This is a genomic window from Paenibacillus sp. FSL K6-1230, from assembly GCF_038002385.1.
Classification (GTDB): domain Bacteria; phylum Bacillota; class Bacilli; order Paenibacillales; family Paenibacillaceae; genus Paenibacillus; species Paenibacillus massiliensis.
The window spans coordinates 3,872,504-3,898,759 of the sequence record NZ_JBBOCK010000001.1; the positions used below are offsets into that span (position 1 = coordinate 3,872,504).

At 46.3% G+C, this 26,256-nt stretch carries 18 protein-coding genes and 1 pseudogene; 11 read left to right on the forward strand and 8 right to left on the reverse strand.

Features of this window, described 5'->3' with window-relative positions:
- Positions 1-158: 158 nt before the first annotated feature.
- Positions 159-4,085 (reverse strand): collagen binding domain-containing protein, encoded by a 3,927-nt coding sequence (locus MKX74_RS17085; protein WP_341179209.1) that lies wholly within the window; start codon positions 4,083-4,085, stop codon positions 159-161.
- Positions 4,086-4,285: 200 nt separating this feature from the next.
- Entirely contained in the window at positions 4,286-5,449 is a 1,164-nt protein-coding gene (locus MKX74_RS17090) for a response regulator (RefSeq protein ID WP_341179210.1), read from the reverse strand.
- A gap of 147 nt (positions 5,450-5,596) precedes the next feature.
- On the opposite strand from MKX74_RS17090, the gene MKX74_RS17095 reads away from it, so the two are divergent.
- Complete coding sequence (locus tag MKX74_RS17095; protein ID WP_341179211.1) at positions 5,597-8,797, forward strand: hybrid sensor histidine kinase/response regulator; 3,201 nt, start codon at positions 5,597-5,599, stop codon at positions 8,795-8,797.
- 346 nt (positions 8,798-9,143) lie between these two features.
- Here MKX74_RS17095 and MKX74_RS17100 read toward each other — a convergent pair whose 3' ends face one another.
- The 6 genes and pseudogenes from MKX74_RS17100 to MKX74_RS17125 form a co-directional block, all read right to left on the reverse strand.
- Positions 9,144-9,581, reverse strand: a complete 438-nt coding sequence (locus tag MKX74_RS17100) for a cupredoxin domain-containing protein (RefSeq protein WP_231505401.1) — start codon at positions 9,579-9,581, stop codon at positions 9,144-9,146.
- A 90-nt stretch (positions 9,582-9,671) separates the two neighbouring features.
- Complete coding sequence (locus MKX74_RS17105) at positions 9,672-9,914, reverse strand: hypothetical protein (protein WP_341179212.1); 243 nt, start codon at positions 9,912-9,914, stop codon at positions 9,672-9,674.
- Between the two features lie 50 nt (positions 9,915-9,964).
- Positions 9,965-10,108 carry a hypothetical protein gene (locus MKX74_RS17110; RefSeq protein WP_166653137.1) on the reverse strand — a complete coding sequence of 48 codons (144 nt, stop codon included), beginning with the start codon at positions 10,106-10,108 and terminating at the stop codon, positions 9,965-9,967.
- A 29-nt stretch (positions 10,109-10,137) separates the two neighbouring features.
- Positions 10,138-10,515, reverse strand: a complete 378-nt coding sequence (locus MKX74_RS17115) for a hypothetical protein (RefSeq protein WP_028588888.1) — start codon at positions 10,513-10,515, stop codon at positions 10,138-10,140.
- A gap of 376 nt (positions 10,516-10,891) precedes the next feature.
- A pseudogene (gene tnpA, locus MKX74_RS17120) lies at positions 10,892-11,376 on the reverse strand (IS200/IS605 family transposase).
- 155 nt (positions 11,377-11,531) lie between these two features.
- Positions 11,532-12,533, reverse strand: a complete 1,002-nt coding sequence (locus MKX74_RS17125) for a site-specific integrase (RefSeq protein ID WP_341179213.1) — start codon at positions 12,531-12,533, stop codon at positions 11,532-11,534.
- Between the two features lie 482 nt (positions 12,534-13,015).
- Here MKX74_RS17125 and MKX74_RS17130 point away from each other — a divergent pair, with 482 nt between their 5' ends.
- The 10 genes from MKX74_RS17130 (at position 13,016) to MKX74_RS17175 (ending at position 26,241) form a co-directional block, all read left to right on the forward strand.
- On the forward strand, positions 13,016-14,533 hold the full coding sequence (locus MKX74_RS17130; protein WP_341179214.1) for an RNA dependent RNA polymerase: 1,518 nt from the start codon (positions 13,016-13,018) through the stop codon (positions 14,531-14,533).
- Positions 14,475-15,524 (forward strand): hypothetical protein, encoded by a 1,050-nt coding sequence (locus MKX74_RS17135; RefSeq protein WP_341179215.1) that lies wholly within the window; start codon positions 14,475-14,477, stop codon positions 15,522-15,524. The genes MKX74_RS17130 and MKX74_RS17135 overlap by 59 nt, the downstream gene beginning before the upstream one ends.
- A gap of 362 nt (positions 15,525-15,886) precedes the next feature.
- Entirely contained in the window at positions 15,887-16,399 is a 513-nt protein-coding gene (locus MKX74_RS17140; RefSeq protein WP_341179216.1) for a hypothetical protein, read from the forward strand.
- Complete coding sequence (locus MKX74_RS17145) at positions 16,396-17,130, forward strand: hypothetical protein (RefSeq protein WP_341179217.1); 735 nt, start codon at positions 16,396-16,398, stop codon at positions 17,128-17,130. The genes MKX74_RS17140 and MKX74_RS17145 overlap by 4 nt, the downstream gene beginning before the upstream one ends.
- Before the next feature lie 44 nt (positions 17,131-17,174).
- On the forward strand, positions 17,175-17,948 hold the full coding sequence (locus tag MKX74_RS17150; protein ID WP_133567258.1) for a hypothetical protein: 774 nt from the start codon (positions 17,175-17,177) through the stop codon (positions 17,946-17,948).
- Between the two features lie 184 nt (positions 17,949-18,132).
- On the forward strand, positions 18,133-18,615 hold the full coding sequence (locus tag MKX74_RS17155) for a hypothetical protein (protein ID WP_341179218.1): 483 nt from the start codon (positions 18,133-18,135) through the stop codon (positions 18,613-18,615).
- Positions 18,616-18,635: 20 nt separating this feature from the next.
- Positions 18,636-19,136 (forward strand): hypothetical protein, encoded by a 501-nt coding sequence (locus MKX74_RS17160; protein WP_341179219.1) that lies wholly within the window; start codon positions 18,636-18,638, stop codon positions 19,134-19,136.
- Between the two features lie 103 nt (positions 19,137-19,239).
- A complete protein-coding gene (locus tag MKX74_RS17165; RefSeq protein WP_341179220.1) occupies positions 19,240-19,929 on the forward strand; it encodes a phage tail tape measure protein in 690 nt (229 codons plus the stop codon).
- Between the two features lie 753 nt (positions 19,930-20,682).
- Positions 20,683-20,817: a hypothetical protein gene (locus MKX74_RS17170; RefSeq protein WP_264177733.1), complete on the forward strand. Its 135-nt coding sequence runs from the start codon at positions 20,683-20,685 to the stop codon at positions 20,815-20,817.
- A gap of 387 nt (positions 20,818-21,204) precedes the next feature.
- A complete protein-coding gene (locus MKX74_RS17175) occupies positions 21,205-26,241 on the forward strand; it encodes a transglycosylase SLT domain-containing protein (protein ID WP_341179221.1) in 5,037 nt (1,678 codons plus the stop codon).
- The last annotated feature ends 15 nt before the right edge of the window (positions 26,242-26,256 follow it).

Consider the following 26,256-nt stretch of genomic DNA (forward strand, 5'->3'; position numbering starts at 1 on the left):
TGGACCTCCGCGCCTCATTCCCTTTCTCCATTTACAGGTTCAATCTAAATAGGCTAGATACCTCTATTATACTGTCTGTTGTCTAATTGCTCAAAAAAGCACCTCCTGCGGGTGTAGCTCCCCAGGAGGTGCATGCTGTACGGATTATCTGCTACCCGTCAGCGTCTGTTAACTCTTGTACGCCAAGTCATCCAGACTCCTAGTAGAATCACTAGCAGTCCCATCAGTTGCAGTGGCAATGAGCTACCTTCACCCGTTTGTGGCAGCATGCCCTTGACTGAAGCATTTTGATGTGGGGCCATATTCGCGTTATCCTCGTCCGTGGACTGGTTGGCAAGGGTATCCCCCGCTTCGCCCAGTTGACCATCCTGATCCTCAAGACTATGGTCGCCTTCGCTATCCTCCGCATCTGCTGCCGGCTGCGTGCTAGTCGTATCTGTCTCACCTTCTGCAGAGCCTGGATTCGTGCCCCCATCTTGATTTGACGTGCCACCAGGCGTGGTAGGCGCCTCCTCAGAGGTGTCGTTCACTGGAGTTTCTGTAGGAACTGTGGAGTTCCCCGGAAGCTCATCCCGATCCCGATCCTTATCTCCCTTGGATCCCCCACCACCTGGCCGACTTGGCTCTTCTGGCTTCGGCGTTTCAGGAGTTGGCTGCTCGGGAGTTACCGGGGTGGCTGACTCTTTGTGGTTCGTGACCACGAGCTGCTGTACCAGTAATCCATCCACCCTAACTCCTTCTGTCGTGATATTCACATGTCTGACTGCATTCGCTTCCAGGACATAACCCTGCGGAGCTTTGATCTCCTCCAGTGTGTACTGCCCAGCCTGCAGCTTCGTGAATACCGCTTTCCCGAAGGCATCTGTAGTTACAGTCTTCGATTCCAGCTGTTGTGATGAATCCTTAAGGAGGAACGTAGCTCCTTCGAGAACCAGATCCGATTGTGCATCATCGACCTTCAGAATTTGAAGCTCGTATTCAGGCGTCTGTGGCACTCCTGGTCCACCTGGACCCGGCCCCGGATTGACGGGAATCTCTGGCTCAGGTGTCTTCTTGTTCGTCATCGTAACTCGCTTCACACCGCCCGTCTGCAGCACAGCGCTATCAATGACGATCGTATGCGGACGAGTATCCAGCTCATACCCTGCTGGAGCGGTTGTCTCCGTCAGTGTATACGTACCATAGAGAAGCTTGGTAAAGCTCAGCTGCCCCAGGTTATCCGTTACCTTCTGTCCGATCAGGCGGCCTGAGCTATCATGTAAATCGTAGGTGGCATCAGCCAGTACGAGGGATGCATTATCCTCGTCCACCTTGGTGAGCGTGATAGCCCCCCGCGCAATGGACCCGGTACCTGAACCATCCGAGAAGCGAATGACAACGCTATACTCCGTCTCCTTCACACCCGACGTGACACCGTCTCCTACGAAGCTTACTTCATTAGTGACGGGTTCCCGGTCTGCAGTGACAGCAATTTCGGAGGAATAACGAAGTACATAAGCCGTATCAATGCTTCCATTGAATATCAGCTCGAAGCTCTCCTCATCCAAGGCTCCTTTATGGAATACTACCTCGTAATCCGTTCCTGGAGTGAGTAATGCTCCAGAGGTGACTGTTCCGTTAGCTGCTACATCTCCCTTGTAGAGCTTGAACGAGTCACGCACCAGTACCTGATTGGCGCTCGGTGTATCAATAATACGAGCGTTCTCAACGAGAGACTGTCCTTCATTAATCTTGATCTCCCAGTCAACCAGATCTCCATTTCTGGCCCCTGTCTTGCTGACATAGACTTCACCACGTGGAATCGTAACCTTCCGATCCCAGCTCCACTCAGCTCCATCAGTGCCAGTAACGCCCGCAGTATTAGGAATCTCTTCCGCTACCAACGTGTTGTCCAATCTGGTATTCAGTGTAATCCAATACGGAGTGGAAATATCACCCAGATCAATGGTAAGCAGATTCGCATTATAGCTAATCTTATCTGGACTCAGAGTAATTTCCGCTCCTTGAAGCACCTCACCATTGGCCTGCACTTGAGCATGATAGACTTTGACTGAATCCAGATCCAGCTTTTGTCCTTCCTTGAGCTCATCCTTGAATAGAGCACCCGGAATAGCAAAGCTGTTATAGTTGACGATTACATCCCAGGTCAGTCTCTTCTCACGCGCATTGTACTGACCATTTTTGTAGCCATTATTTATTGTATAGGCATTAGGACGGAAAGATGCTTGCAATCGTACCGGATCCGTTGATTGCGATGTTTTTTCTGTCCAATCCAGCAATGCAGTATTACCGTAGACGGATTCTTTTGCATCAAATGCAATCTTATAAGTAATCGTATACGTATCTTCAAAAGTTCCGGTGAAGCTAAGCTTAAATCCCTTGTCCGGTTCACTGTCATCCAGTGTATAAGGAAGAACCGGATCGCCCGTGGAAGTAATGCTCAAGGACCCTGGCAGATACGTCAGACCTCCGCCTGTAAAAGCATCATCAATGACCAGATTGGACATCGACCACTGATCCCGATTCACTACGATTCTCCACGTTACTTCCTTAGCACTATAATCCGTTGCTGCAATGGATTTCACCCCGATGGAGCTACGGAAGGTATGTGTTGCTGTAGCCGTTGTTTCCTTGCCAGACAGCTCCGTTACCACATCATTAGTCACCGTGTGGTTCTGGAACACACGATCTGTTGCCTTCGTCTGGTACTGAATGTTATATGCAGCCTGCACATCGGACGTGAACTGCAGGTCGAATCCATTCTTCCCATTAACTCCGACGACAGGAGTCACCTGATACAGGCTGGCCAGCAATTCATCCCCTGTCAGGGCATCTGTCACCTTAAACGAACCCGGAACGAGCTCCATGTCTTCCTCAAAACGATCTTCAAGGAAAGCATCAGACTGTGGAATGTCCTTCTCGCCGTAGTTGTATTTCAGAGTCCAGGTCACCGTCTGCTTGGCATCATCATACGCCCCTGCTTCTTTGGTCACCAGCTTCTCGCGTTTGATATTGACCGTGTCATTCTTGCGCGCAACATTGCCTTGCTGACTGTTCAGCTCGGCCGCATTGGTGAAGCTAGTCTTTTCTTCATCTGTAATCCAGGTAGAATACACAACCCGGTAAGCAGAATTCAGACTGGTGTCATTAAATGCAATCCGGAAGGCCGAGCCGTCCGTCTCTGTCGTCAAGGTGTAAACATTCGCTCCCGAAGCTACCTCTGCACCAAGATCCGGTGCACGATCCACATTAGGTAACAGCTTGTACACCCGAATGGAAGCAGGATCAAGCTCAAGACCTGCTGGAAGCTGGTCCGAGATCTCTGCATGCTGGATCGTATCCAGAGAGGTGTTCACATCCAAGGCCCAGTCGATCTTGATGTCCTTGTCTGCGACTCCATCCTTCTCCAGCGGTGTGCCTCTCCATGGCTGGAAATTCACGAGGGCCACATGATCTCCGCCCCGTATAGGGAAGTAGATCGGCACCTCCACGCTGCCTCTGATCGTCTGGGTGCTGAATTCTGTGTTGATCTGCAGCATGCCGCCAACTTCCGAATAGTTCTCCACCATACTGTTGAACGTCATCGTCACATGACCTGCAGTATCCACTGTAAAGTCACCAACGCTCAGGCCACCGTCCATCATCAGCTGACCGTTAATGCTGCTGTAAATGACGAATTCCTGCGGAATATCAAATTCAAACGTGTCTCCACTCTTATAGGAGTGACCATTCTCTAACGCCCATTCGTATTCGAGCCTTACGGCATCGCCGAGCTGTGAGCGTTCAACCCGGTCTGGATTGTATACAGCATCAATCACAGTCCCGCTGGGATCCTTCACCGTCACCTTGGTGAGCAGGCTGTCAGCCTGTCCCATCGTAGTCTGCAAGGCACTTACTCTCGCCAAAGTGTTCGAGTCACTTGCGCTCTCTTGCGATTCAGTTGCTCCATAAGTATCACCTGTTACAGATGCAGTTCCTGACGGAATTGCTGCTTCGTCCGCACGGACTGATACCGCTCCATTACCGACGATCATCTGGAGAAGCAGCATCCAGGTCAGGAGCATGGCTATAATTTTTCTGTTCATGCTATGAAACATGTCACCCTCTTTTCTTTTTGCTTGTGCTAGTATAGTATAATCTATGGATTTTGTCCGACTTCCCCCTCTCTAGGCTAACAATGGACATTATACTTAACATACCTTTACAAATTCTGGACAGGTCCCTGTTTTTAGTTCATTTCATTGCGAAATACAAAAAAAGCCAGCCTCTAATCCGGCGTGCCGGATCAGGGCTGACTCATGGATAAAGATATGTCTTTTTGCCATTTCTCGTACCAATGTGTAATATGAGGACTAGGCTCCAGCCCCAGTTCCTCGTACATGCTGTTCTTAAGTCTGCTATAACACTGTATAACCCGTGTGTTCAATCCCTGGGTTGCATAGATGAGCATGAGTGCAAAACCAGCTCTTTCCTCGTGCGGAATAATCTCCACAATCTTCCAGTAACATTGTTCCTCTTCCTTGATCAGACCCTGCTCCCGATACCAGTTCGCAAGCGCAAACGATACATCAAGCCAGACTTCCTTTAGTCGCTCTCGCTCGGCTTCCAGCCACCAATAATCATACATAGCCAGATAATGTCCAGTGTATCCGTTCATAACCGCAACATAATCATGTACTACACTGGCTGAGGGCTCAGTCAGTAGAGCCTGCAGCTTCTTCCATTCATCTACGTCCAGCAGGACATTCTGGAGCTGCAAAATATAACCCTCGGATACGGTCTCCAGCCGTACATGATCCTGATAAGGCCTTAAGGCTTGGCGCACATGATACACTGTGTTATACAGCTGCCCTAATATTTTGTCCAGCTCGTGCTCTGGCCACAGAACTTCAATGAGCATCGACTTTTGAACGGGACGCCCCCGATGCTGCAGCAGGTACATGAATAATTCCTGTGCCTTGTTGGTCCGCCACTGCAGTAACCGGAGCTCGCCACCTGCCTCCTCGATCATCACCTGCCGGAATAGCTTCATCTCGATGATGCGGGGACCACTTGGCTGCTTGGGAGGCTCGACCATGATCTGCTGGCTTCTCATTCGATTCTGTATCCGCTCAATCGTCTTGGTCAGCCGTTCTACACTAACTGGCTTAACGACGTAATCTAATGCTTCCAATTCATAGGCTTGTACAGCATAATCATTATAAGCCGTAACGAACACGATTGAGATATTGGGCTTATGTATAGCAATTTGCTCTGCTAGCTCCAGACCATTGATCTCTGGCAGACTAATATCGAGAAAAAGTACGTCTACATCCAGTTGTAAGACGTGCTCCTTTCCCGCATGAACATCAGTATACTTGCCAACAATCTCAATGCCTGGAATATGCAGCAGTTGCCTTTCAAGGAAGTCAATTGCCAGCTTTTCATCATCAATAATTAGTATCTTCATTCGCTCGACAGCTCCCTAATACAAGAAAAATATCCTTTCATGAATATGTATTATGCTATTCGTGAATAAGAAATGCCTTAAATCTAACTATACTCTTCGGAGTTATACTTGCCAATAGATAATAATATAAAGGGGAACAGTTGCTGAATGTCGAGTTTCAATCCCATGATCCATCAGCAGAAGTTTACTGGAATCTATCTCAAATATGTAACGGTCATTATTGTTACCTTTGCTCTGCTCCTCGGAATGCGCTGGGCATGGTCACAGATGTTCCCAATATCCGAGGATTATCATCCCGTGAATGGTGTTCTGGACCTGCGGCATGTGAATCTGGGGGAGGACCCTGCTCTCTATTTAAATGGAGAGTGGGATTTCTATCCTGGAGAACTGCTCACGCTAAGCGATATCCAATCTCAGGCATATACCCCAAGTGCCATGAAGGTGCCGGGTGATTGGGGAAATATCATGAACCTGGACAAGGAGCGCTCCTACGGCTACGGAACCTATCATTTACGCATTCTCATGGGCCCTTTGGATCAGCCCGTTGCCTTCTGGTTCAGGGAGCTGCAGGCAGCAGCCGAGGTGGAGATTAACGGGGAAACGACCGGAATTATGGGTAAGGTGGCTACGACAGCTGAGGAGTATATCCCGCACAAGCTATCCTTCAGTCCTTCCTATTCGATGAAAAAAGATTCGACCAATACTGTTGAACTCGTCATTCGTATGGCGAATTTCGATAGTCCTGGCAAGGGTGGAATCGCTGCTCCTGTACGGTTTGGATCACAGGCCGCTATAGATTATGTTCGCTGGTATTCGATCGGGCTGCAAATCTTCATTTTCCTCGTGCTGGCACTTCACGGATTGTATGCTTTGATTCTCTACTTCATCAGTGCTGGAGAGCGAAGTTTGATCTATACCTTCATGCTAACGCTATGCACAGGCATTGCCATTCTGATCGGACATGATAACATCCTGCTGTTATGGTTGCCCATTGATTACTCCTGGGCCTACAAGCTGAGAGTAATTCTGCTATTATGGCAAAATGTATTTATTCTATTGCTCTTCAGCAGGTTCACCAGCAGACCGACCTCGACAGTGGCCTTGCGAATATTTATTACAGTATGTGCTGTAGTTACTGCGGTATTGCTGGTCACCCCTGTATCCTTCAGCTACGGGATTGTACAGTATTATATCTTCGATGCGCTGTTTTACATAGCATTTATATGGCTCGTCATGATCACCTGGAACATGCTGAGCAAGCAGCACATGGATCGCGACATTGTATTTCTCATCATCAGCATATGCGGCATGGTGTCTAATCTGATATGGAGTGGAGAAGAGTCCGCCCGGAATATATCGACCGTATATTATCCTGTCGATCTGATTGTTGCGATTACGGGCTTCTCTACATACTGGTTCAATAAATACTTCCGGCATGCGAGAGCCAATGCGAGGCTGAATGAGCAGCTCCAGATCGCGGATCAGCTCAAGGATCAGTTCTTGGCGAACACTTCCCATGAGCTTAAGACTCCTCTACATGGCATTATGAACATTGCCCATAATCTTGCAGAGCAAGAGAAGCACAGGCTGAGCACGAACAGTATGAAGGATATGAAGCTGCTCATTACGATTACTCGCCGGATGTCACAATTAATTGACGACCTTCTTGATGTGGTTCGCCTGAAGGAGCAACGCATTGTGCTGGAGAGGCAGCCCCTTAAGGTACAATCCATTGTGACTGGAGTTGCGGCCATGCTCAACTTCATCACGGAACGCAAGCCCATTGAATTACAGATTCAAATCCCAGATGCGCTGCCAAGTGTTATGGCCGACGAGAAAAGGCTCGTGCAAATCGTACACAATCTATTGCACAATGCTTTGAAGTACACTGAGAAAGGGACCATTATCGTCTCAGCCGAGCTACAAGCTGGTCAGCACGGCGATCAGATCCTGGTCTCTGTCCGTGACACGGGCATCGGAATGAATGAAGAGCTTCAGCGTCGGATCTTCCTGCCTTACGAGCAAGGTGGCTCTGGAAGCGAAGGGGAACAGGGAATGGGACTGGGGCTCAGTATTTGCAAGCAACTAATCGAGCTTCACGGGGGGACACTCTACGTCGAGTCAGAGCCTGATAAGGGCTCCGTATTTACCTTTAATCTGCCCGTAGCTACGACCAGTGACATGACATCTGATAATGCTGCATTGTCCGAGCATGTGGAGGCTGAAGCAGCCTATCGACAGGAAGAGCTTGCAGCAGCAGGACTGACAGATACGGATGTTCCCTTGTTTGCCGATGCTGCCTCGCAGCAGGGGATCCTAGACGGCAAGGTGCAGCCCCTATTGCCTGCAGGTCATACTCTTATTTTAGCTGTAGATGATAATCCCATTAATCTGAAGGTGCTCGAGAGCATGCTGTCCTCCGAACCTTATAGCATCACAGCGGTAGCTTCGGCACGAGAGGCCCTCGAAATATTGGACACCAGACCATGGGATTTACTCATAGCGGATGTCATGATGCCGCAGATGTCAGGGTATGAGCTGACTCAACAGATACGAGAGCGTTACTCTATGTCAGAGCTGCCCGTCTTGCTGCTCACAGCCCGTACCCAGCCATCAGATATTTATGCAGGCTTCTCTTCCGGAGCAAATGACTATGTTACCAAGCCAGTGGATGCTATGGAGCTGAAGTATCGAATCCGGGCGTTAATCTCGCTGAAGCAATCGATCAATGAACGCCTGCGCCTTGAAGCAGCTTATCTTCAGGCACAGATACAGCCCCACTTTCTGTTCAATGCATTTAACTCTGTCATGGCGCTGAGCTATATCGACACAGACAGAATGCGCAAGCTGGGAGATGTATTTGCCTCCTTCCTGCGCATTAGCTTCAATTATCTCAATACGGGCGAGCTTGTGGAGCTGTCCCATGAGCTGGAGCTAATCAAATCCTACCTCTATATTGAGAAGGAGCGCTTCGGAGAACGGCTGTCTGTCGTATGGAATGTGGGGCAAGCCATTGAGCTGATGCTACCGCCGCTCTCCATACAGCCTCTTGTCGAAAATGCAGTCAGACACGGACTATTAAGCAGATCCGCAGGTGGGACACTGACGCTTACCATTGCCCGTGTGCAGGGAGGTATTAAGGTGGAGGTACAGGATAATGGCAAGGGCATGACAGAGGAGCAGGTACAGCAACTACTGACTGCATCGATGCATGAGAAGAACGGCATCGGCATAGCCAATACGAACCGGCGTCTCATTCATTTGTACGGTCAGGGCTTGTCCATCCTGAGCGAACCGGACGTAGGCACGACGGTGTCCTTTGTTATTCCACAAGGAGCTCGCGACTAGCCCAGGGAAGCGAGCTACACTCTAATCATAGCCATGAAACCATTGTAGGTTAGATACTTTTGTATTTTAGATACTTTGACCGAATCTGAAATTATGTTTAGTGGTCGGCGAAGCGTAGTAGTTAGCGGAAAACGGGGAAGTCCTAGAGAAACGAAGTGCCCGCCTTCAAGCTTGCTGTTCATCTGCTTAAGATATTGGTTCAAAAGAACAGCAAGCTTAACAGTGGTCGACAGGGCTCCCCGCTTGCAGCAGTTCTATAGATTCGTTTAAGGTGCTAGTAATATTAATAAGCACCCCCATCCAGATCAGGTCAGTCCCAGATCATGGTTGGAGATGCTTATTTGTGTTAGATCACGGTAATTGTACCGAAGCACATGTACATCCCACAATTGTAGTTGTAGGTGCCTGGCTGCAAATCCTCCACCGTGAAATAATTGTCCTTGCCCTCTAGGTAGAGCAGCATCGACATATCCGGGGAGGTAACATCTGTAATGCAGGTAGATGACGTCGTTTTCTTGAAATTAATCTTGGTAGGAACACCCGCCTCGACTTCAATATTGCGAGGATAGAAGCCATCTGATTTGACCTCTACGGTCACGATATTGTAATTCTCATGATCGGCATCCGTAAGGGCAGGCTGTACTTGACTAGCCGACGTGGGCAGACTATTTCCTTGAAAATACACCAGTGTAACGCCACCCGCAATCAAGGCCACGCAGACAAGCGTCAGGATAGGCCATGTGTTGGACAGGAACTTTTTCATATGGAGTACCATACCTTTCATGGTTGTAGTAGTTGAATCTTGAGATCTATCAAAATTCTCTCATATATAAGCATAGACAATTTATATCATATTTAAAATGACTCGTTAGGGCTAGTCCCTCTTCTTATAGAACTCTTTTTTGCAGCATAACGCAAAGGAAAAATTATCTGCACCGTTGTCGTCAATAATATACCGCTCACTTCTGACGACTGAAGCCACTCCATAGTGGATCATTTTCAGCTCATACATCGCTCCGATTGTAATCGGCACATGAAATCGATTCTCTATAATTCTGACATGGGTGGCCTCTTCTTCCTCGCTGCTTAACGCAATCCACTGCTCTTGCTGATTCATATCTGTTCCCCCTTAAGATGCCGCGCACTTGCATAGTCCCAAATCTCGCATCAGAATGCCTCCATTTTATCCAGCACAACGTTCAGCAATTCATGAATCTTGTCGCGCAGCTCCTGCAATTCACCGTAATCACAATCATCCATCGTCAAATAAAGGTACAGCTCATTAAACCGCTCAATATTAAAATCTCGCATCCTGCCCATCTCCCCACTCCATAAGTCAGTCACATAAAATGCATAGCGAATCGATTGAAACGAATGTCGATATTCTCGCAATGTCGATAATAGATGTCCTCAGGATCATCACAATGAAGCCGCGCAAGCTTGGCCGGACTTATATATTCCTGGAAAAGCCGTTCCAGTGCAGGCACTCGATCCACCGTATATGCCTTCACGAACTCCTCGCAGGATGCATATCGGGTGAATCGGATCTTCTGTTGCCGATAATGAATGAGATACCGATGAATCTGATCCTCGCTTGCCCCGATGCAATCCATCAGCAACTGTTCGATCTCATGCTCAGTCGTGAACAGAAACTTCACAGTAGCTATCAACTCCAACGATTTATTGTCAATACCCAGTAATTGAATTACGTTCTCCATACTTCCTAGCCCCCTGACTAACCTTGCGGCACAAGCGAATAAGCAGCTCTAATTTGAGAGGATATCCAGTCAAAAGACTGTCCCTTCGTCGACATGCCAGAAGCAAAGCTATATGTTAAATATATAATGTCAAAACAAAAAAACAGGAACGTTTGTTCCTGTTAATCATAACAGAATCTCCCTCGCCAACCGCCGATGTTTCGGTAGATAAAAGACTAATTTTCAGCTTGTCTCTTCCGCACACAAAATCAGAACCACCCGTATAACGGGTGGTTTGCTCTGCGGCTGAAAGCCTTTGTTACTGGCCAGCCCTAAAAGGGCATTGAATGATTCGCCAACCGCACTACTTTTTCCGCTACCCCTAAAGGGGTTTTTTCTATCTCTTCTTTCGATTACCTTTGGTTTCTTCTCCTGTAAATGGATCGATGTATTCTTCCATTGTTATTTGTTCCGCGACGATATCTTCCTGCAATTGTTTGCGGATATATTCTTCTATCACTTTCTTGTTTCTTCCCACCGTGTCCACATAAAATCCTTTGCACCAAAATTTCCGATTCCCATACCGATACTTCAGATTGGCATGTCGATCAAAAATCATTAAGCTACTCTTTCCTTTTAAATATCCTATAAAAGCGGACACACTTAGTTTCGGTGGAATACTCACTAGCATGTGAATATGATCCTTACACGCCTCTGCTTCAATTATTTCTACGTTCTTCTCTCGCATAATTGTCGCAATATTCTACCTATATCTTGCTTCAACTTTCCGTAAATGACCTGTCGTCTATACTTTGGGGCAAACACAATGTGGTACTTACAATTCCATTTTGTATGTGCTAAACTGTTCACATCAGATGACATCTGTATCCCTCCTATTGTGCGATAAATTCGGTTGGCGAACCAAATTTATTGTAACACCAGGAGGGATTTTTTTAATACATCGCTGAAAGCTCTCCCGAACCATACGCATAGCGTATGGTTTTCTTTTTACAAAAAAAGAGAATAAAGCCTATGCTTTATCCTCTCAGGTTCAACGAATAAATCTGGTTCAACGTATCATGATTGAGAAAATCAATCTTGAAGCGGTTCAGGTTGTAGCCGGCAGCTGTGATACCAGTATTGTAATGGTCGCAGATCAGCTTATATTCAACATCTCCCAATTGTCCCTTCTCCGCATACAGATCTCTGGCCATCTTGAGCATGCCGCTATTACGAATATTAGTGGGAGTAAGCCCCTTCCGGCCGTAATACTCGGCCAACGTTGCAATTCTACGGTTAATCAGGGCAGGGTGTGCTGGAGCATTGGCATCCCTAGTTCGTACATTCCTGGCGGGCCGTACCACATAACTGTTGGTGACGAGTTCGTTATAGTCCTTCTTGATCGAGGGGCTGACGATACCATTGTTCTTCTTGTATTCCTTCTCCTGGTTGGCTATACGAATGATGTCATACAGCTGCTGTGAGATTGGAATGGTCCGCTGCCGGCTTACACCCTTGTCATCTTCATGCAGCAGCACGGTAAGTGTGTCCCCATGGACATCCTGTACTTGCAGATTAAGTAACTCACTATACTCCCGACCATAGACTCCCTCGAATAACGCCTGAACCACAATTTTATCCTGAAAATTAATGGCCCCATCTACCATATCATTCAATTCTTCTTCCGAAAATATGGTCTGTACACGGGTATCTACAAAAGTGCGATAAAAATCAACAGATTGCACCTCATCAAAGGGGTTGCCCGAATCCTGCCTTAATCCCTGAATGATTGCCCACTTTATGTACAATTCAACGATCCCCGCAGCTTGCTTCACCGGATTTACCTTCTTTGATTGAAGCAATGTCAGGAACTGCTTAATGTGCTCCAGCTTGAAATCATAAAGATCCATGCCCAGCGCTTCTTCGAGTGGGGCTACACGCTTGAAAATACGCATAATCTCCTTCGAATTATCCATGTTCTTCACAAAGTTTTGCTTCATTTCCTCGTTGTACAAGGGATGATCATATATCTTATTCACGGCCTTCGCCCCCTCCTGCTCTATACTGTGGATATCATAAAGCTTTGACTGACTTTCGTCAATAACATAAAAATAGTGTTGAAAGATTGATAGGTCTATATTACTATGAAGGCAAGCTCGATCCTATCATTTGTGAAGGAAGGAGGTATTAACGTAAAAATATGAAAAATAAAAGAACTGGTTTTTCTATACTTACCGAGCAAGATCTATACTATGACGGAATCGATCATTATTATGATGAACGCTTAGTGTCACCTTGTATGCTAGCTGGTACTGAGGATTGCACTCAGTATATTCTCAAGGCCACATCCAAGGAAACGATGATTAACAAACTGGCAGAACCTGCCTCATAAAGCTGAAGCGGAGGGATTGTTATTCTTTTAAGCAAGCAAGTACATATTTTTAGTGTAGATACCAGCGCCTTCTATAATGAATCGGAATTACGAATACATAGGAAGCAGTTACGTAACTTCAGATTTCGTATGAAGCTCAAGGAACTAAGAGATCGGCCAACGACAGATGACCTAACCAGATGCAAGGCAGTAGAGTATCTGACAAGAACTAATAAGCGACTAGAGAAATATAAAAAAGAACTTGTTGAGCAATTCAAGCAGAACGACCAGGTCAGAGTCATTCGTCCAACTGAAGTGGATGAGCAGAATCTAAGAAATATAATATCCATCTTCGAGTCTGTCCTGACAAGAACATTGCAGATGGAAGTGAATACTCTTTCTCGAGAAATCATTGTGGTTCAGACCTATTATTTTGATATCTTGCAGGATATTATCAGGCATGGCTTCTGGTATCAGGATGAGCGTTATGTATGCTTTACGGCTTCAGCAGGTCAGATTCGAGAGAAAAAGACCATCTTCATTCGTGAGGCTACCTTAGAACAATACAGAAGCTCCCTAATGTGCGGCTTGACCAGTGAGCACATTAATCAGCTAGGCGGTATCAACATTAACAAATATCTTGCTTACTTGGCTTTATGCAATAGTGCCACAGAAGAATGGCAAGCCTTTGACATTCGAAAGTGTATTGTTGTGGACGATATGTCTACAACCATCCGCACCATGGTGGATTACATTTCAGATCATACCTACTCCATTGATAGGCAAATGATGGACGTGCCGATTGAGCACACCGATGGCTGCGGAATGATCCTGCCCCGCAAAAGCTCAAAAGCCATGATGATCCGACTGCCGTGGGTCAAAGGCTTGCTCATGCCGTTTCCATTCGATAAATTCATCCGTGAGCAGAACAAGAAGGCCGGTCATAGCAAATATGGCTTAATCAAGGATATCTATGGGGTCGAGCATGATATTCTGAGGGAAAACATCGAAGTCATTTTCACCAAGAGTCAGTTCAAGATGTGGAAGTACTACTCCTCCTGGGAAGAGTATACCAGCCATTACCTTACCCATAACTGCCAAGCAGGCATATGCAATCTGGAGGAAGATGCTATAGGTCAAGCCAAGCTTAATTATCAGATACTACAAACCTTGACCGACATCACGGATGCAGAGCTCAAGGCACTGAGCAGCAAGACAGCTGCAGATATCCATAACATGGGTACCGACAAAGCTACGATGCTGAAGATCATGGGTGTAGTGCCGCATAACCGCCACAAGAACCCTTTTCAGCAGGCGCTCGAATATTATCCCGATCTTCTGAATGATGCCTACAGCAAAGAGACGATCAAACAAGTGAAAAAGAGTCTGGTCAGGCAAGCACGCTCGGGCAAGCTTGATGTGGACGGTAAGTACACTTTCATCAGCCCCGATCTCTATGCCTTTTGTGAGCATCTATTCCTTGGAGAGCAGAACCCACTTGGGCTGCTGGCAGACGGAGAGGTCAGTTGCAACCTGTATCCAGACACCACTGAATTGGACTGTCTACGAAGTCCACATCTATATCGAGAGCATGCCGTCAGGAGGAATCTTGTATCACCAGCTAAAACGGTGGTTCATCACCAAAAGCCTCTATACCAGTGTTCATGACCCCATCAGCAAGCTGCTGATGTTCGATAATGATGGTGATAAAGCACTTGTCTGTGCCGATCCTACATTAGTCACCGCTGCCAAACGCAATATGGTAGATATCTATCCGCTGTATTATCCAATGGCAAAGGCCGATGCCGAGCCCATTCATAGTGACAGCATTTTTGCAGGACTCAAGGCGGCGTACACTGGGGGTAATATTGGAACTATAAGCAACAATATCACCAAGCTTTGGAATAGTGATCCTGTGAATCTGGATATCATCAAAATCCTATGTATGGAGAATAATTTCACCATTGATTATGCCAAAACATTATACAAGCCCCAGCGTCCGGAACATATGGAGCAGCAAATTCTGAGTCACACCAAGCAAAAAGCTCCTGCTTTCTTCATTTATGCCAAGGATAAGGAATCAGGGAAGGTAGAGGCAGCCAACAACAGTGTGATGAATCGGCTGTTCCAGATGATACCCAATCCGCGAATCAGCTTCCGGCAAGCAGGTATCGGAAAATTCGACTACACCTTATTAATGAGATCCAAATGCGGAGTGGTATTAGATGAAGCAATTATTCACACCTATCAAATGCTAGATCAGAACAAGAAGCTGCTGCTTGCGAATCCAAATGAAGCTGAGGCAACAACTCATCCCTTGTTGTACCAAAGAATTAGAGGAATTATTTTAGATACTACTAGTCACAGTCCCTACGAAGTCACAGACATGCTGGTGGAGTATTTATATAAACATAAAAATAGTAAATACAAGAATACACTATGGTCTGCCTTTGGAGATATCCTGCTAGAGAATCTACTACGCAATCTGAATAAAATCCATTGTTGTGAGAGTTGTCATACAGAGTTTGTGGTCACAAGGCAGCGTCAGGTCTACTGCGAGCCTTGTCATGACCATATTCGCAAGGAGAAAGAGCGTGATAAAAAAAGAAAACAGCGTAATCAAAAACGGTCCCCACGAGTTGAAAAGATGTCCTTGTAGCGCTGTTGCCGCTTAGCATAAGGACTTTCACTATTTTTATTTAATTAACCAAAACGTCTTTAAGGGAGGAAGCGGTGCACAGCCCTCTCCCTCCTCTTGTCCCATGATACAAGCAATCACTGGATGACCCTTTTAGCCGGCAAAAGGGTCATCTGTGTTTACATAGATACCTTCGATGGAGCTTGCAGATTATTACTGCCTTGCCCCATCAAAGAGGTGCCTACATATCAGTGGGACCATAATATGCGTTTCTCGGGCAATCCTGATATCCAATATAACGGACCCATCAGGTAACTGCGTATCACACGAAAAAGGAGCGTGAATATGGACACTATGTCTATGCAAGGGCAGGTGCTGGAACGATGACATTGCTTCAAGGTCTGGAACACGCTCGCGGCCAAATCATGAGTACATTGATCCGCTCTGAGGCATTGCGTGCTGCACTGGCCTATCCAGAAGCAGACATTGCAGAAGCCAAAGTAGCAGTAACAACAGAATTGACCACGATAGATCCGGAGCTTGCGGCGGGGTTGCTCAACAAGTATATCTTTCCGTACCATTTCACACCAAGCTCCGATGATCCACCGCGTAGCTACCTTACCTTTTCTTTCCGGGAATTCAAGCCCTGGAAGAATTCTCATCTTACTGGACTGCTTCATTTTAAAGCTCACGTACATAAAAACCTTATCTTTACAAAGCATTACCAACTGCGCTCAGACCATATCGCAAATATTCTGCAGAAGATACTCCAACATAATCAGGAGCTCGGGCTTGGGAAGCTGGAATTTCTGAAGATGAATGAAATGACTGTGCAGCCTGACTACTCTACCTTGTCGCTACAATATCAATTTTGGAGCATCCGAGCACCTCTATGAAAGCAGAACAGATGAAGCCAGATCGACTGCAGCTATTCCTAGGTCTTCCCTTCCTTGTAAAAGAAGCTGTACCACTGCACTCACCTAGCATCGAGGAGGTCGGTAGCCTTGGATACATGCAGTACTCTATTTACCTGATGCTGTGCAGCTTTCGTAAACAGGATATTTTGCAGCGGTTATATGGTATCTCCTTAGAGGAATTACACACGATTGCTGACATGGACGACTATGAGGTGCTGACGGATCACCCGGCCGTAATACGCGATATTGCTGAGGCGCTCTCCTTTTTCACGCGGCAGCAGGTGAGCTTTCATTCAGAGACTGCCTCGTTTAGAGTCCAGGAGCATGTATTGGTGGATGCAGAAAATTATCAAGCTATCGCCAAAGTCATCGCTTGCCTTAATGGAATCAAAGATACCACTGAGCAAGCTAAATCCTTTCCCTCAGAGCGTGCCCGCCGTATGTATGAGCAGATGATGGCTTTTGAAGAAGCTATTCACAGTAAAGACGAAAGTGGTCTGGAGTTGAAAGACGTTCTGTCCATTCTCTGCTGTGCCGGAGATAATGGTCTGAATATCTTCAATATTGGCCGTCTCACCGTATATCAGGTATTTGAGCAATTCGAGCGCATGAGTATCAAAGATCGGTTCAAACGGCTATTGCCAGTATGGGCCAACGGTTATCTTGACGAGAAGACCGAATTCGAATGGATTAAAGAAACCGAGTTATAAGAAAACAACAACTATAACAGTGAACAACTAGGAGGATTTTATTTATGCTTAATCTTGATCGCTACGGTTCCCGCAACAACCTTAACCTGCAAATTTTCGACTTCACGACGAATAAGCCTATTATGACTTTTGACTATGCTACGACTACAACGAACGAATTTGCCGGGGAGACAGTCTATGCCCGCGGTGGTGATGGCAACCCATATCGTATCTCCTGGAACGGTGACAAAACTTCCAAGCTGACGATCGAAACACAAGTCTTCACTTTGCAGCACCTGTCCATGCTCGCCGGAGAGCCGATTGTAAAAGGTGAACATGCTATCTATCGCTCTCAGGTCGTAACTGTCGCAGACGGCGGCAGCGGTACAAAGACGGTTACTCTCTCTAAGGCACCCATTGGCGGCACAAACGCGGTGGCTGTGTATAGCTATGTGAATGGTGTAATTGCAGAACCGCAGACTATCGAATCTGTTCAAGATACTGTGGTGACTTTAGCCCCCACTTCTACTGTTAAGGTTGGCGAGGAGGTAGAGGTATACTTCCAATTCAATGCACCGGATACGGCCAAACTGTCCTACACGGCAAAAGGCTTCCCGAAATACGCCAAAATTGTGGGTGACACGATCTATGCTACGGAAAAAGGCGGCAGCGTAGTCTCTTCCCAGCAAGTATTCCATAAAGTTAAGCTCCAGCCTAACTTCACCGTCACCTACTCCCCTACTGGTGATCCAGCGTCACTTAGTCTGACCTTCGATCTCTTCCCAGTCAGCATTGACGGGGCCGAGGTCATGAAGGACGAGATCCTGTACGAGGACTAATATCCTTAAATAGCATTAAGCGTCCACATGTCTGACACGCAGCTCTAGGCAAATGCCTCCAAGTCAGCCTTCATAGGCGGGACTTGGAGGCATTAATAGTTAACCACGCTATAGTTGGCACCCATGTAAGCTAGTGTTCAGGCGGCATTACCCTAATTACGAATATAAAAGGAGGCTTCCCTACTTGGCTAGATTGACAGCAACGGAATTAAATAAACTCGGCTCCGGGCTTGAGGAGAAACAAACGATTCAGGTCCTGGGTAAATATGATGTCACAATCCATACCAGACTGCGCACTACAGGAATTCAGCGAGTGCTCTCAGTGTATCTTGAACTTCTTCAGGGTCTGAAGGCTGCGAATAAGCTGGATGATGAGATGATTGCCGGTACCCTTAATATACTATACACGTTGATTTTGCGTGAATTCACGGACCTGCCTCTCCCTAAAAAAAATGATCTTAACCCTCTTCTCCGTGCTACTAGCAATCTGATTGACACAGGCATTATGGAGGAAGTGTTCCAGCACATCCCTGATTCCGAACTGATGAAGGTGAAGGATCAGATGAGCAAGGTGCAGAGCAATATGGCTGAAGCATTAGCAGAGATGGCGATCGTTCAAGACTCGCGTCAGAATACGGATCACACGGAAGCTAAGCAGCCGCACTAAGGAGGAGCAACGAGGATTCTATGGAGCTATATAAATATGAAGTGGAGAACTTCCTGGGCTATCTGGATACGTTAAAAACGGATCGTGTACAATCCAGGCACAAAGTTCGATTCAAAAAATGGCTTGCTGAACACTATGACCAGCTGTTGTCAGACTCGCATGACATCAACATGGACTATGCCCTTCTCGACGAAGACGGCCAGCCGCTTGAGCAAGACGGACGCATAACATTTCGTAACGATCCTGAACGCTTGCAGGAGCTTAGGAAGCTCTATCACGAGCGAATCGTCATGGATGAGACACCTGAGCGCAAGGATATGCTACTAGCGATCAAGCATGCCGTCATCCACTGTGGTCCAGCTGAATTCGAGGGGATTGCAGCCGATTGGTATGATCGATTCTGCGAGATTGTCGAGGACATATATGCTGATGACATCGCTACAGATCATGCTTCAACTTGCACAACTAATCACGTATCGGCGGAACAGAGCCCCATCGACGGAATGGAGAAGAGATCCTAATGTCTCTTCTTTTTTCTATTTCTTCCGTAAGTGATGCTGCGAGCGTTTTGCATAAATCCAGCTAACTGCTGACACAAGTATAAAAAGGAAGTGACATTAACCATTGCCTACACCACCAAATATGGATGCTCTATTTGAAGAGGCCTTGCGCGAAAATACGCGACGGAATGAATTTAACAAAGCAAAGTCGGAGCTTCAGGCCTTACTCGATAAGGAAGCATCCAATTACAATTTCCTGATGCGCTCTCTTACAGGCATGTCGAGTCTGCAAAGACGTTTAGACAGTACAGGCTTCTCAGACGAATATAAACAACAAATTGCCGCTATCCAGGCTCAGATGGAAGGGATCGACAAGAAATTCGGCCAAGGTAGCTTGGGCGGAATGGTCATTGGCAAGCTCGCTCCCCTGATCATACCTGCCCTAGCAGATATGACTCGTATTACGATCGAGCTCGACACCCAAATGAATGAGCTCAAGCGTGTGCTGGGTGAGTTCACCAATGTAGATCAGATTTTGCAGAACAGCGCCAAGAGCGCTGCAGAGGTCGGAAGATCCATGAAGGAAGTGAACCAGACAATCCTGGAATTCAGCCGCATGGGCTTCGATGAGAGTCAGGTGAACAACCTGGCCCGTACCGCCTTGATCATGCAGAATATATCGGATATGTCTCCCCAGCAGACAATTGAAGCCGTCTCTACGGCAGTAACCAAGCTAGGCACGGATTCGTCCAGCAGTCTTAGTGTAGCAGATCAATTATTAGAGGTAGACAGGTTCAGCCTCCTCATACAGTAATGTATGCAGTTCAATTCGGCCATATCAGAGGAAGCCTAGAGGTAGGTAATTCTGAGGAAAGACATGCTTGCTGCTCCTAGCGAATGAATACGCCTTAGGGAATCGCGGCACATGAATCCGCAACGACTACACGCCGAAGCCCTGCTCCGCAGGGACAAGATATAGTCTGAACTGCACCGATAACCTGACGCAGAAAGTGCAGAGGAAGGGTCAAGTGTCAAGACACTTTCAAGAAGCACCCTTCCCGCTGTATCGTCATTGATACAGTCCGTAGGATGTGACAGCCATCCGAAAGTAACAGCCTGTAACCGAAACTTTGCTGTCACGACCAGCGATCTCACAGCCAGTATGTCATCCGCTGGCAGTACGGCCCAAACCTACGGTGGGGATCATTCCCTTGCCGCCTAATCGAGTGATCGGTTAGTGAACAGTCAGCCATATCGGGAAACGTCTGGGGACAGGTCATCCCGAGGAAAGAGCTAGAATTGAGTGAACTCATAATTGCCTACATACATAATAATCATCGGCATACAGAGGGTTGAACTGCGCATCAGATGTGCGGCCTCTACTCTCTCACCTTTTCAGCAATCCGTAACGACTACGCGGTGGATCTGGTGACAGATGCATCCTACGCTGACTATCTTGGTACTCGCTCTATGAGCGTCTGTACGAAGATAAAGATAGAGTCTGGTCTGCATCTATAATCCCCTTGCCCTTACCTGGCAAGCTACGAAAATGCAGAGGTAAGCAGAAATGACTTACCCCCTTGAACGTATTCAAGGAGTAACAACAACGGTATCCATGGAACAGCTATTGGGCCATACTACAGCACTGGCAACAGCTACACAGGAAAGCGGCTCAGTGGTCGGTAAGCTTGTTGCCGCCTAGCCAAGCGATTGGCCAGTGAACACCTTGCTATATCGGTGGAAGCGTTGAGGAACGTAATACCGAGGGAAGATAGCAGTTATTGCTATCCCCGTAACGACTACACGCAAGGCATCTGCCAGATGGGAGAACTCCAGAACTACAGGTACAGCTCATCCGACAGATGAAGATATAGTCTGAACTACGCTATAACCGAATGACATGAAGGCGTAGAGAGACGGTCAAGTGTCAAGACACTTTTGAGAAGCACCGTCTCCGCTATACTCTCACCGTATAGTCAGTAAGGCATGATGGCCTGAAAGTAACAGCGTGGACGCACTGAGTACAATTTATACACGTATAACCTCTCTTAGTACTTCCGAAGAAATACTGCGCAGTGTAGGAGTATCCATGAATAACGCGCAAGGCGAGGCCCGCAGCGTGACAGCTATTCTAGACGATCTAGCTGGTAAGTGGAATACACTCACCAAGGAACAGCAGCAGTTCACAGCAGAACAATTCGCTGGTTATGGGAAAGGTGATCAATTCATTGCATTAATGCAAGAATACGGGACCTCCCTCAGAGCGACCGAGACTGCAATGAATTCACAAGGCGCTGCCGCTCTTGAAAATGATAAATATATGGGCTCCCTGCAAGGTCGCATTGATCGCCTGAAGGCTTCGTGGGATGGACTTGCTTCCGCTGCCGGGAATGCTGTGTTGTCTGATTCCGTTATTGTATTGACCAGCAGCATCACCAGCCTCTTGACCGCACTAACCAAGGTTGTAGATACGATTGGTCTACTGCCATTGCTGCTTGGGGCTGGTGGCTTTGCTTTTGTCAGCTTCAACGGTACTATGCGCAATGCAATAATACAGGCTACTGCAATGAACGGAGTGTTAGCAGGACTGCGAGGCGGTATCGCTGCACTTGGTGTGTCTATAAAGGGCATGCTAGCCTCAACTGGCATAGGCCTTCTTCTTGTTGGAATCGGCATGATTGCAGAAGGACTCATTCATGCGTTTGCTAAGGCCAATGAGCAACAAAAGCAATTCTTTGATAATCTTGAGCAGAATACAAATCAACGAGTATTAAACTTAAATGAGCTTGTTAATTTAGATATTGAATACAACAGTGGCAATAAATCAGAAGAGGAAAAGTTACAAATTAGACAGCGAATGGCCGAGTTAATGCCTGAGATCATTGCATATTTTGATGAAGAAGGCGCGGCCGTTTACAAAACAAAAGAAGAAGTTCAAAAAATATTAGATAAAGAGAAAGAAAGACTCGCTGTTCAAAAAGAAATTCTTGCAAATTCGGTTACCGAGAGTCCTGAGCTTAAAAGCGCTGCAGAGAACATTTCTGAAGCAAACCAGGAATTAAACCAACGCAAGCCAGATTTGAGTACTAAGAAAAATGCAGTAGATATCATCAATTATCTTGAAGACTATAAAAATAGCAATCAAGTATCTCTAGAGCAGATCATTGATGATCGTGGCATGATACGCAATAAAGAAGTAGAAGAGCATATACGAGAGCTTTCTAAAAATAATGGTCTTGAGCTTACTGGTCAGATCTCACTTCACTTGAATAGTGATAACTTTTATACCGAAGCCGCAAGGGTACGAAATGAATATGCAGAAGTATCTAACACTTTCGAGGGTCTAAACACAAAAATAATAGAAGGCCAGAAAGTTTTTGCAGATAAATTTTCAATTATTAATGAGACGATTACTGATAAAATTGGCAATCAAAATGCAAACCTAATTTTGGGTTCTCTCAGTGAAGAATATATTAGTTCCATTGATATTAGCGAGAGTAACGTTCAAGAAGTTGTTCGCAACTACCAGGGCTTAACACGTTCTATAGCTGATTATATAAATAAGAACAAGATAGACCTCAATCAGATTATCGAAACGGGGAACTTTGATAAGTTAGAGCAAGCTCTACAAGCTTCTGGTGTCAGCGCCAATATGGCTAGCAAAGTTATGGATTCATTTATTACTTCTGTAAAAAGTGCTGACAACACAACAAACTTGTTTGACTCCGAAATAAATGATTCATTTAAGAAGTACACAGAACTCAAGACAGAAACAGATTTGTTAAATCAAGCTCAAAAAGAGTTACAGGACAGCAATCATTTGTCAGCCGAGACTATCCAAAAGCTTAATAACGTTTTTCCTGATTTCATTAAAACGACTAAGCTTACTAAAGATGGTATCCTCGAATATATTAGAGTTTATAAAAATAGCAAAAAATCCATATATGAGGAAGAATTAAGCGATACAAGAGTTACTATTGAGCAGGCTAAGTTGCGTCTTGAAGCGCTCGAAGCAGAGATAAGGGCGAGAGAAAAAATACCTGCACGCATTCGCGAACTGTCTGCGCAACTAGAGCAGGGAAATTTATCTGAGGAGACCGCAGATAAACTAGCTGCCAGATATTACAAAAACGCAAGTAGCTCTGAGACAATTAACAGATCCAATTATGATTATATAGGGGAAACGGAAAGCGAACTCAAAAAGGCACTTCAGGAAGAGAAGGAGAATTTAGATACCTTACTTGCCAAAGCTAACCTTAGTGAAACCATAGTCAACAGTCTATTCTCAACCTCCGACAAAGCTACCAAACAGCAAGATAACCAAAGAAAAGCAACTGAAAAAGCTAATGCAGCTTTAGAGAAACAAAGAGATTTGCTACAAAACATCAAAAACGAGCTTGCCATCCTGCAAAATGAAAGAAATCGTTTAAAGCCTGGATCAAGTGAATATCGTAAATCGCTGGAACAGGAAAACAATCTGATTACGAAACAAATCGATCTTCTGAAGAAGAGCAAGGATACTACTGCAACAAATGATACCACTCCAACGCCAAGTGCTGCCTCAAGCCAGGGAACTACATCTTCTTCACAGGTAACAGGAAAATACGCTAATCTCATTAACAAGCATGCTGCCGCAAACGGAATTGATCCGAAGCTGATTCAAGCCATTATTCAGGCAGAGAGCAGCTTCAATCCGAATGCCACCTCATCGGCTGGAGCTCAAGGCTTGATGCAGCTCATGCCAGACACAGCAAAACAACTTGGTGTAAGGAATGCCTACGATCCCGAGCAAAACATCAAAGCAGGCACTAAATACTTTGCTGACATGCTCAAAATTTTTAATGGAAATGTCAGAACTGCTTTATACGCCTACAATGCAGGCCCAAACCGTGTAAAACAATGGGATCGCGACGGAAGGCTCGGCAATATTCCTTATTCTGAGACTAAAAAATACGCAAATAATGTACTTAAATATTACGGAGCAAATACAACAACCAGCACTGCCAGTAGTTCGAGCAAAGCGACCGACACATCCAGCAATGATTCCACCAAAGACTCCAAACAGCCTGACACCAAGGAAAAAGTTTTTACCGATAAAGATGTACAAATCAGTTCATTGATACAGGAACTTGAGAACAACCGAGCCGGAATCATTCAGGATCTCGTGCGTGAATACCAAGACAAGCTCCAGACAAAAGACGACGAGGCTGCCAAATCTCAGGGAAGACAATCAAGATACAGCCAAGTCTCTGAGGAATGGCGAAAAGAAGAATCCTCTCAAATCAAGCTACTAGAAGAGAAGCAGCAACAAGTAGAACAAATGAATAAAGAACTCCGTCGACTTGTGCAGGAGAAGCAGATCACTAATGGTGAATTTGATAGACAGCTTGCCGAGAATTCCACGCAGTGGTGGGAGTTGGAAAAACAGAAGCAAGATAAATATTATGCGGTCATTGTCAGCAATCTGGATGAGTACCAGAAGAAGATCGACGAAGCCGGTTATGAGCTGGAACTGTCCCGTTCCAAAATGTCGATGCTGGATGAAAATTCACCGGAATATCAACAAGAGTTACAGAAGCAAATCGGACTCCTGGATCAGCAACGAGAAGCTACATTTAAGCAAATTGATGCTGTCAATCTTCAGCTTGCCAATGAGAAATTGAGCATCGCCCAGAAGGAAGAGCTCTCCCAGCGACTGAACGACTTGACTAAGCAAACGCTGGACTACAGCAACGCGATCTACGCCATCAAGGAGAGCGCAGCTGACAAGATTATTAGCAATTATAAGAAGCTTATCGAGCAGCAGAGAGATTTTGCCCTACAAGCCATCGAGGATCAGACCAAGGCCGAGAACAAGCGCCACGAGCAGCGTCTGAAGAATATTGACGAAGAACATAAAGCTTTCGAGAACTACATACGTAACGAGCTAGAACAGCTTGACCGTAACGCCCAAAGTGAGGATTACGAGAGTGAGCTGAAGAGTAAGATTGACGAACGTCAGAAGCTGCAAGATCGCTTTAACAAGCTCCTGCTTGACACCTCATACGAAGCCAAAATGAAGCGTCAGGATCTTCAAGCTCAAATGGACACTAAGGACGAGGAAATCGCCAAGTTCAAGGAGGATCGTGAGCGTGAACTGCGTAAGCAAGGACTGAACGATCAACTTCAGGATCGACAGGACATTGTGGACCAGATCAAGGACACCGAAAATGATCTGAACAAATCCATCCTGGATAACATTGATAGTGAAAAGACACAGACCGAGCGCAAATATAAGGACATGCTTGAGGACGAGCAACGCTTCTACCAAATCAAGCAGAACCTGATGAGTGAGGACAGCAATGTAGTCAAGACGCAGCTTGAAGCGCTCAAGGGGGGATACGCTACCTTCTTCTCTTTCTTAAAGGAGCGCGCATTTGAGACAAGCCAACAATTCCAGAATATGATGAATAGCTTCCAGTTGGACAAAACCCAGCTGGATAATTTCCAGAACCTTGATAGCCAGATTGGCACAGGCTCCGGCAATGGAAGTGGCAGCGGCGCAGGCAACAATGCTGGCTCGTCCAAGACAGATGAAGCGGCCAAGGCCGCAGCTTGGCAGGATTATCTGGAGAACAAGCTCAAGGCTGAAACACTTCGTGAGAAAATGGCCAAGCTGGACAAGAATAGCGACAAGTACAAGCAGTTGGATAAACAATTCCAGGCCTTGTATAACGCCAATGAAGCTTACCGGCAGAAACACGGATTCCCAGATAAATCCTATGACGAGCTCAAGAAGCTTAATCTGTTCTCCGCTGAACAAGGCGGGGTGACAGGCTCGGGTTCATCTTGGCAGCAAGGCAAATTCGCACTCCTGCACGAGAAGGAAATGGTGCTGAACAAGGCGGATACAGGAAACATTTTAAATGCAGTTGGGGTAGCCCGCTCTATTATGGACAAGCTCCAGGCACTCACCCCTGCCTCCATCTTCAAGACGATGAATCAGCAGAGCTCCTCCACCAGCACCGACCAATCTATCGCCATTGATCAGGTTATCATCCAGGCCAATGACAAGGATAGTGGGTCCAAGCTATGGCGTAGCTTCGAGGCAGCACTGAATACGAAAATGAAAAGCAGGCTGGTCTGAGGAGGTTTCACCTCC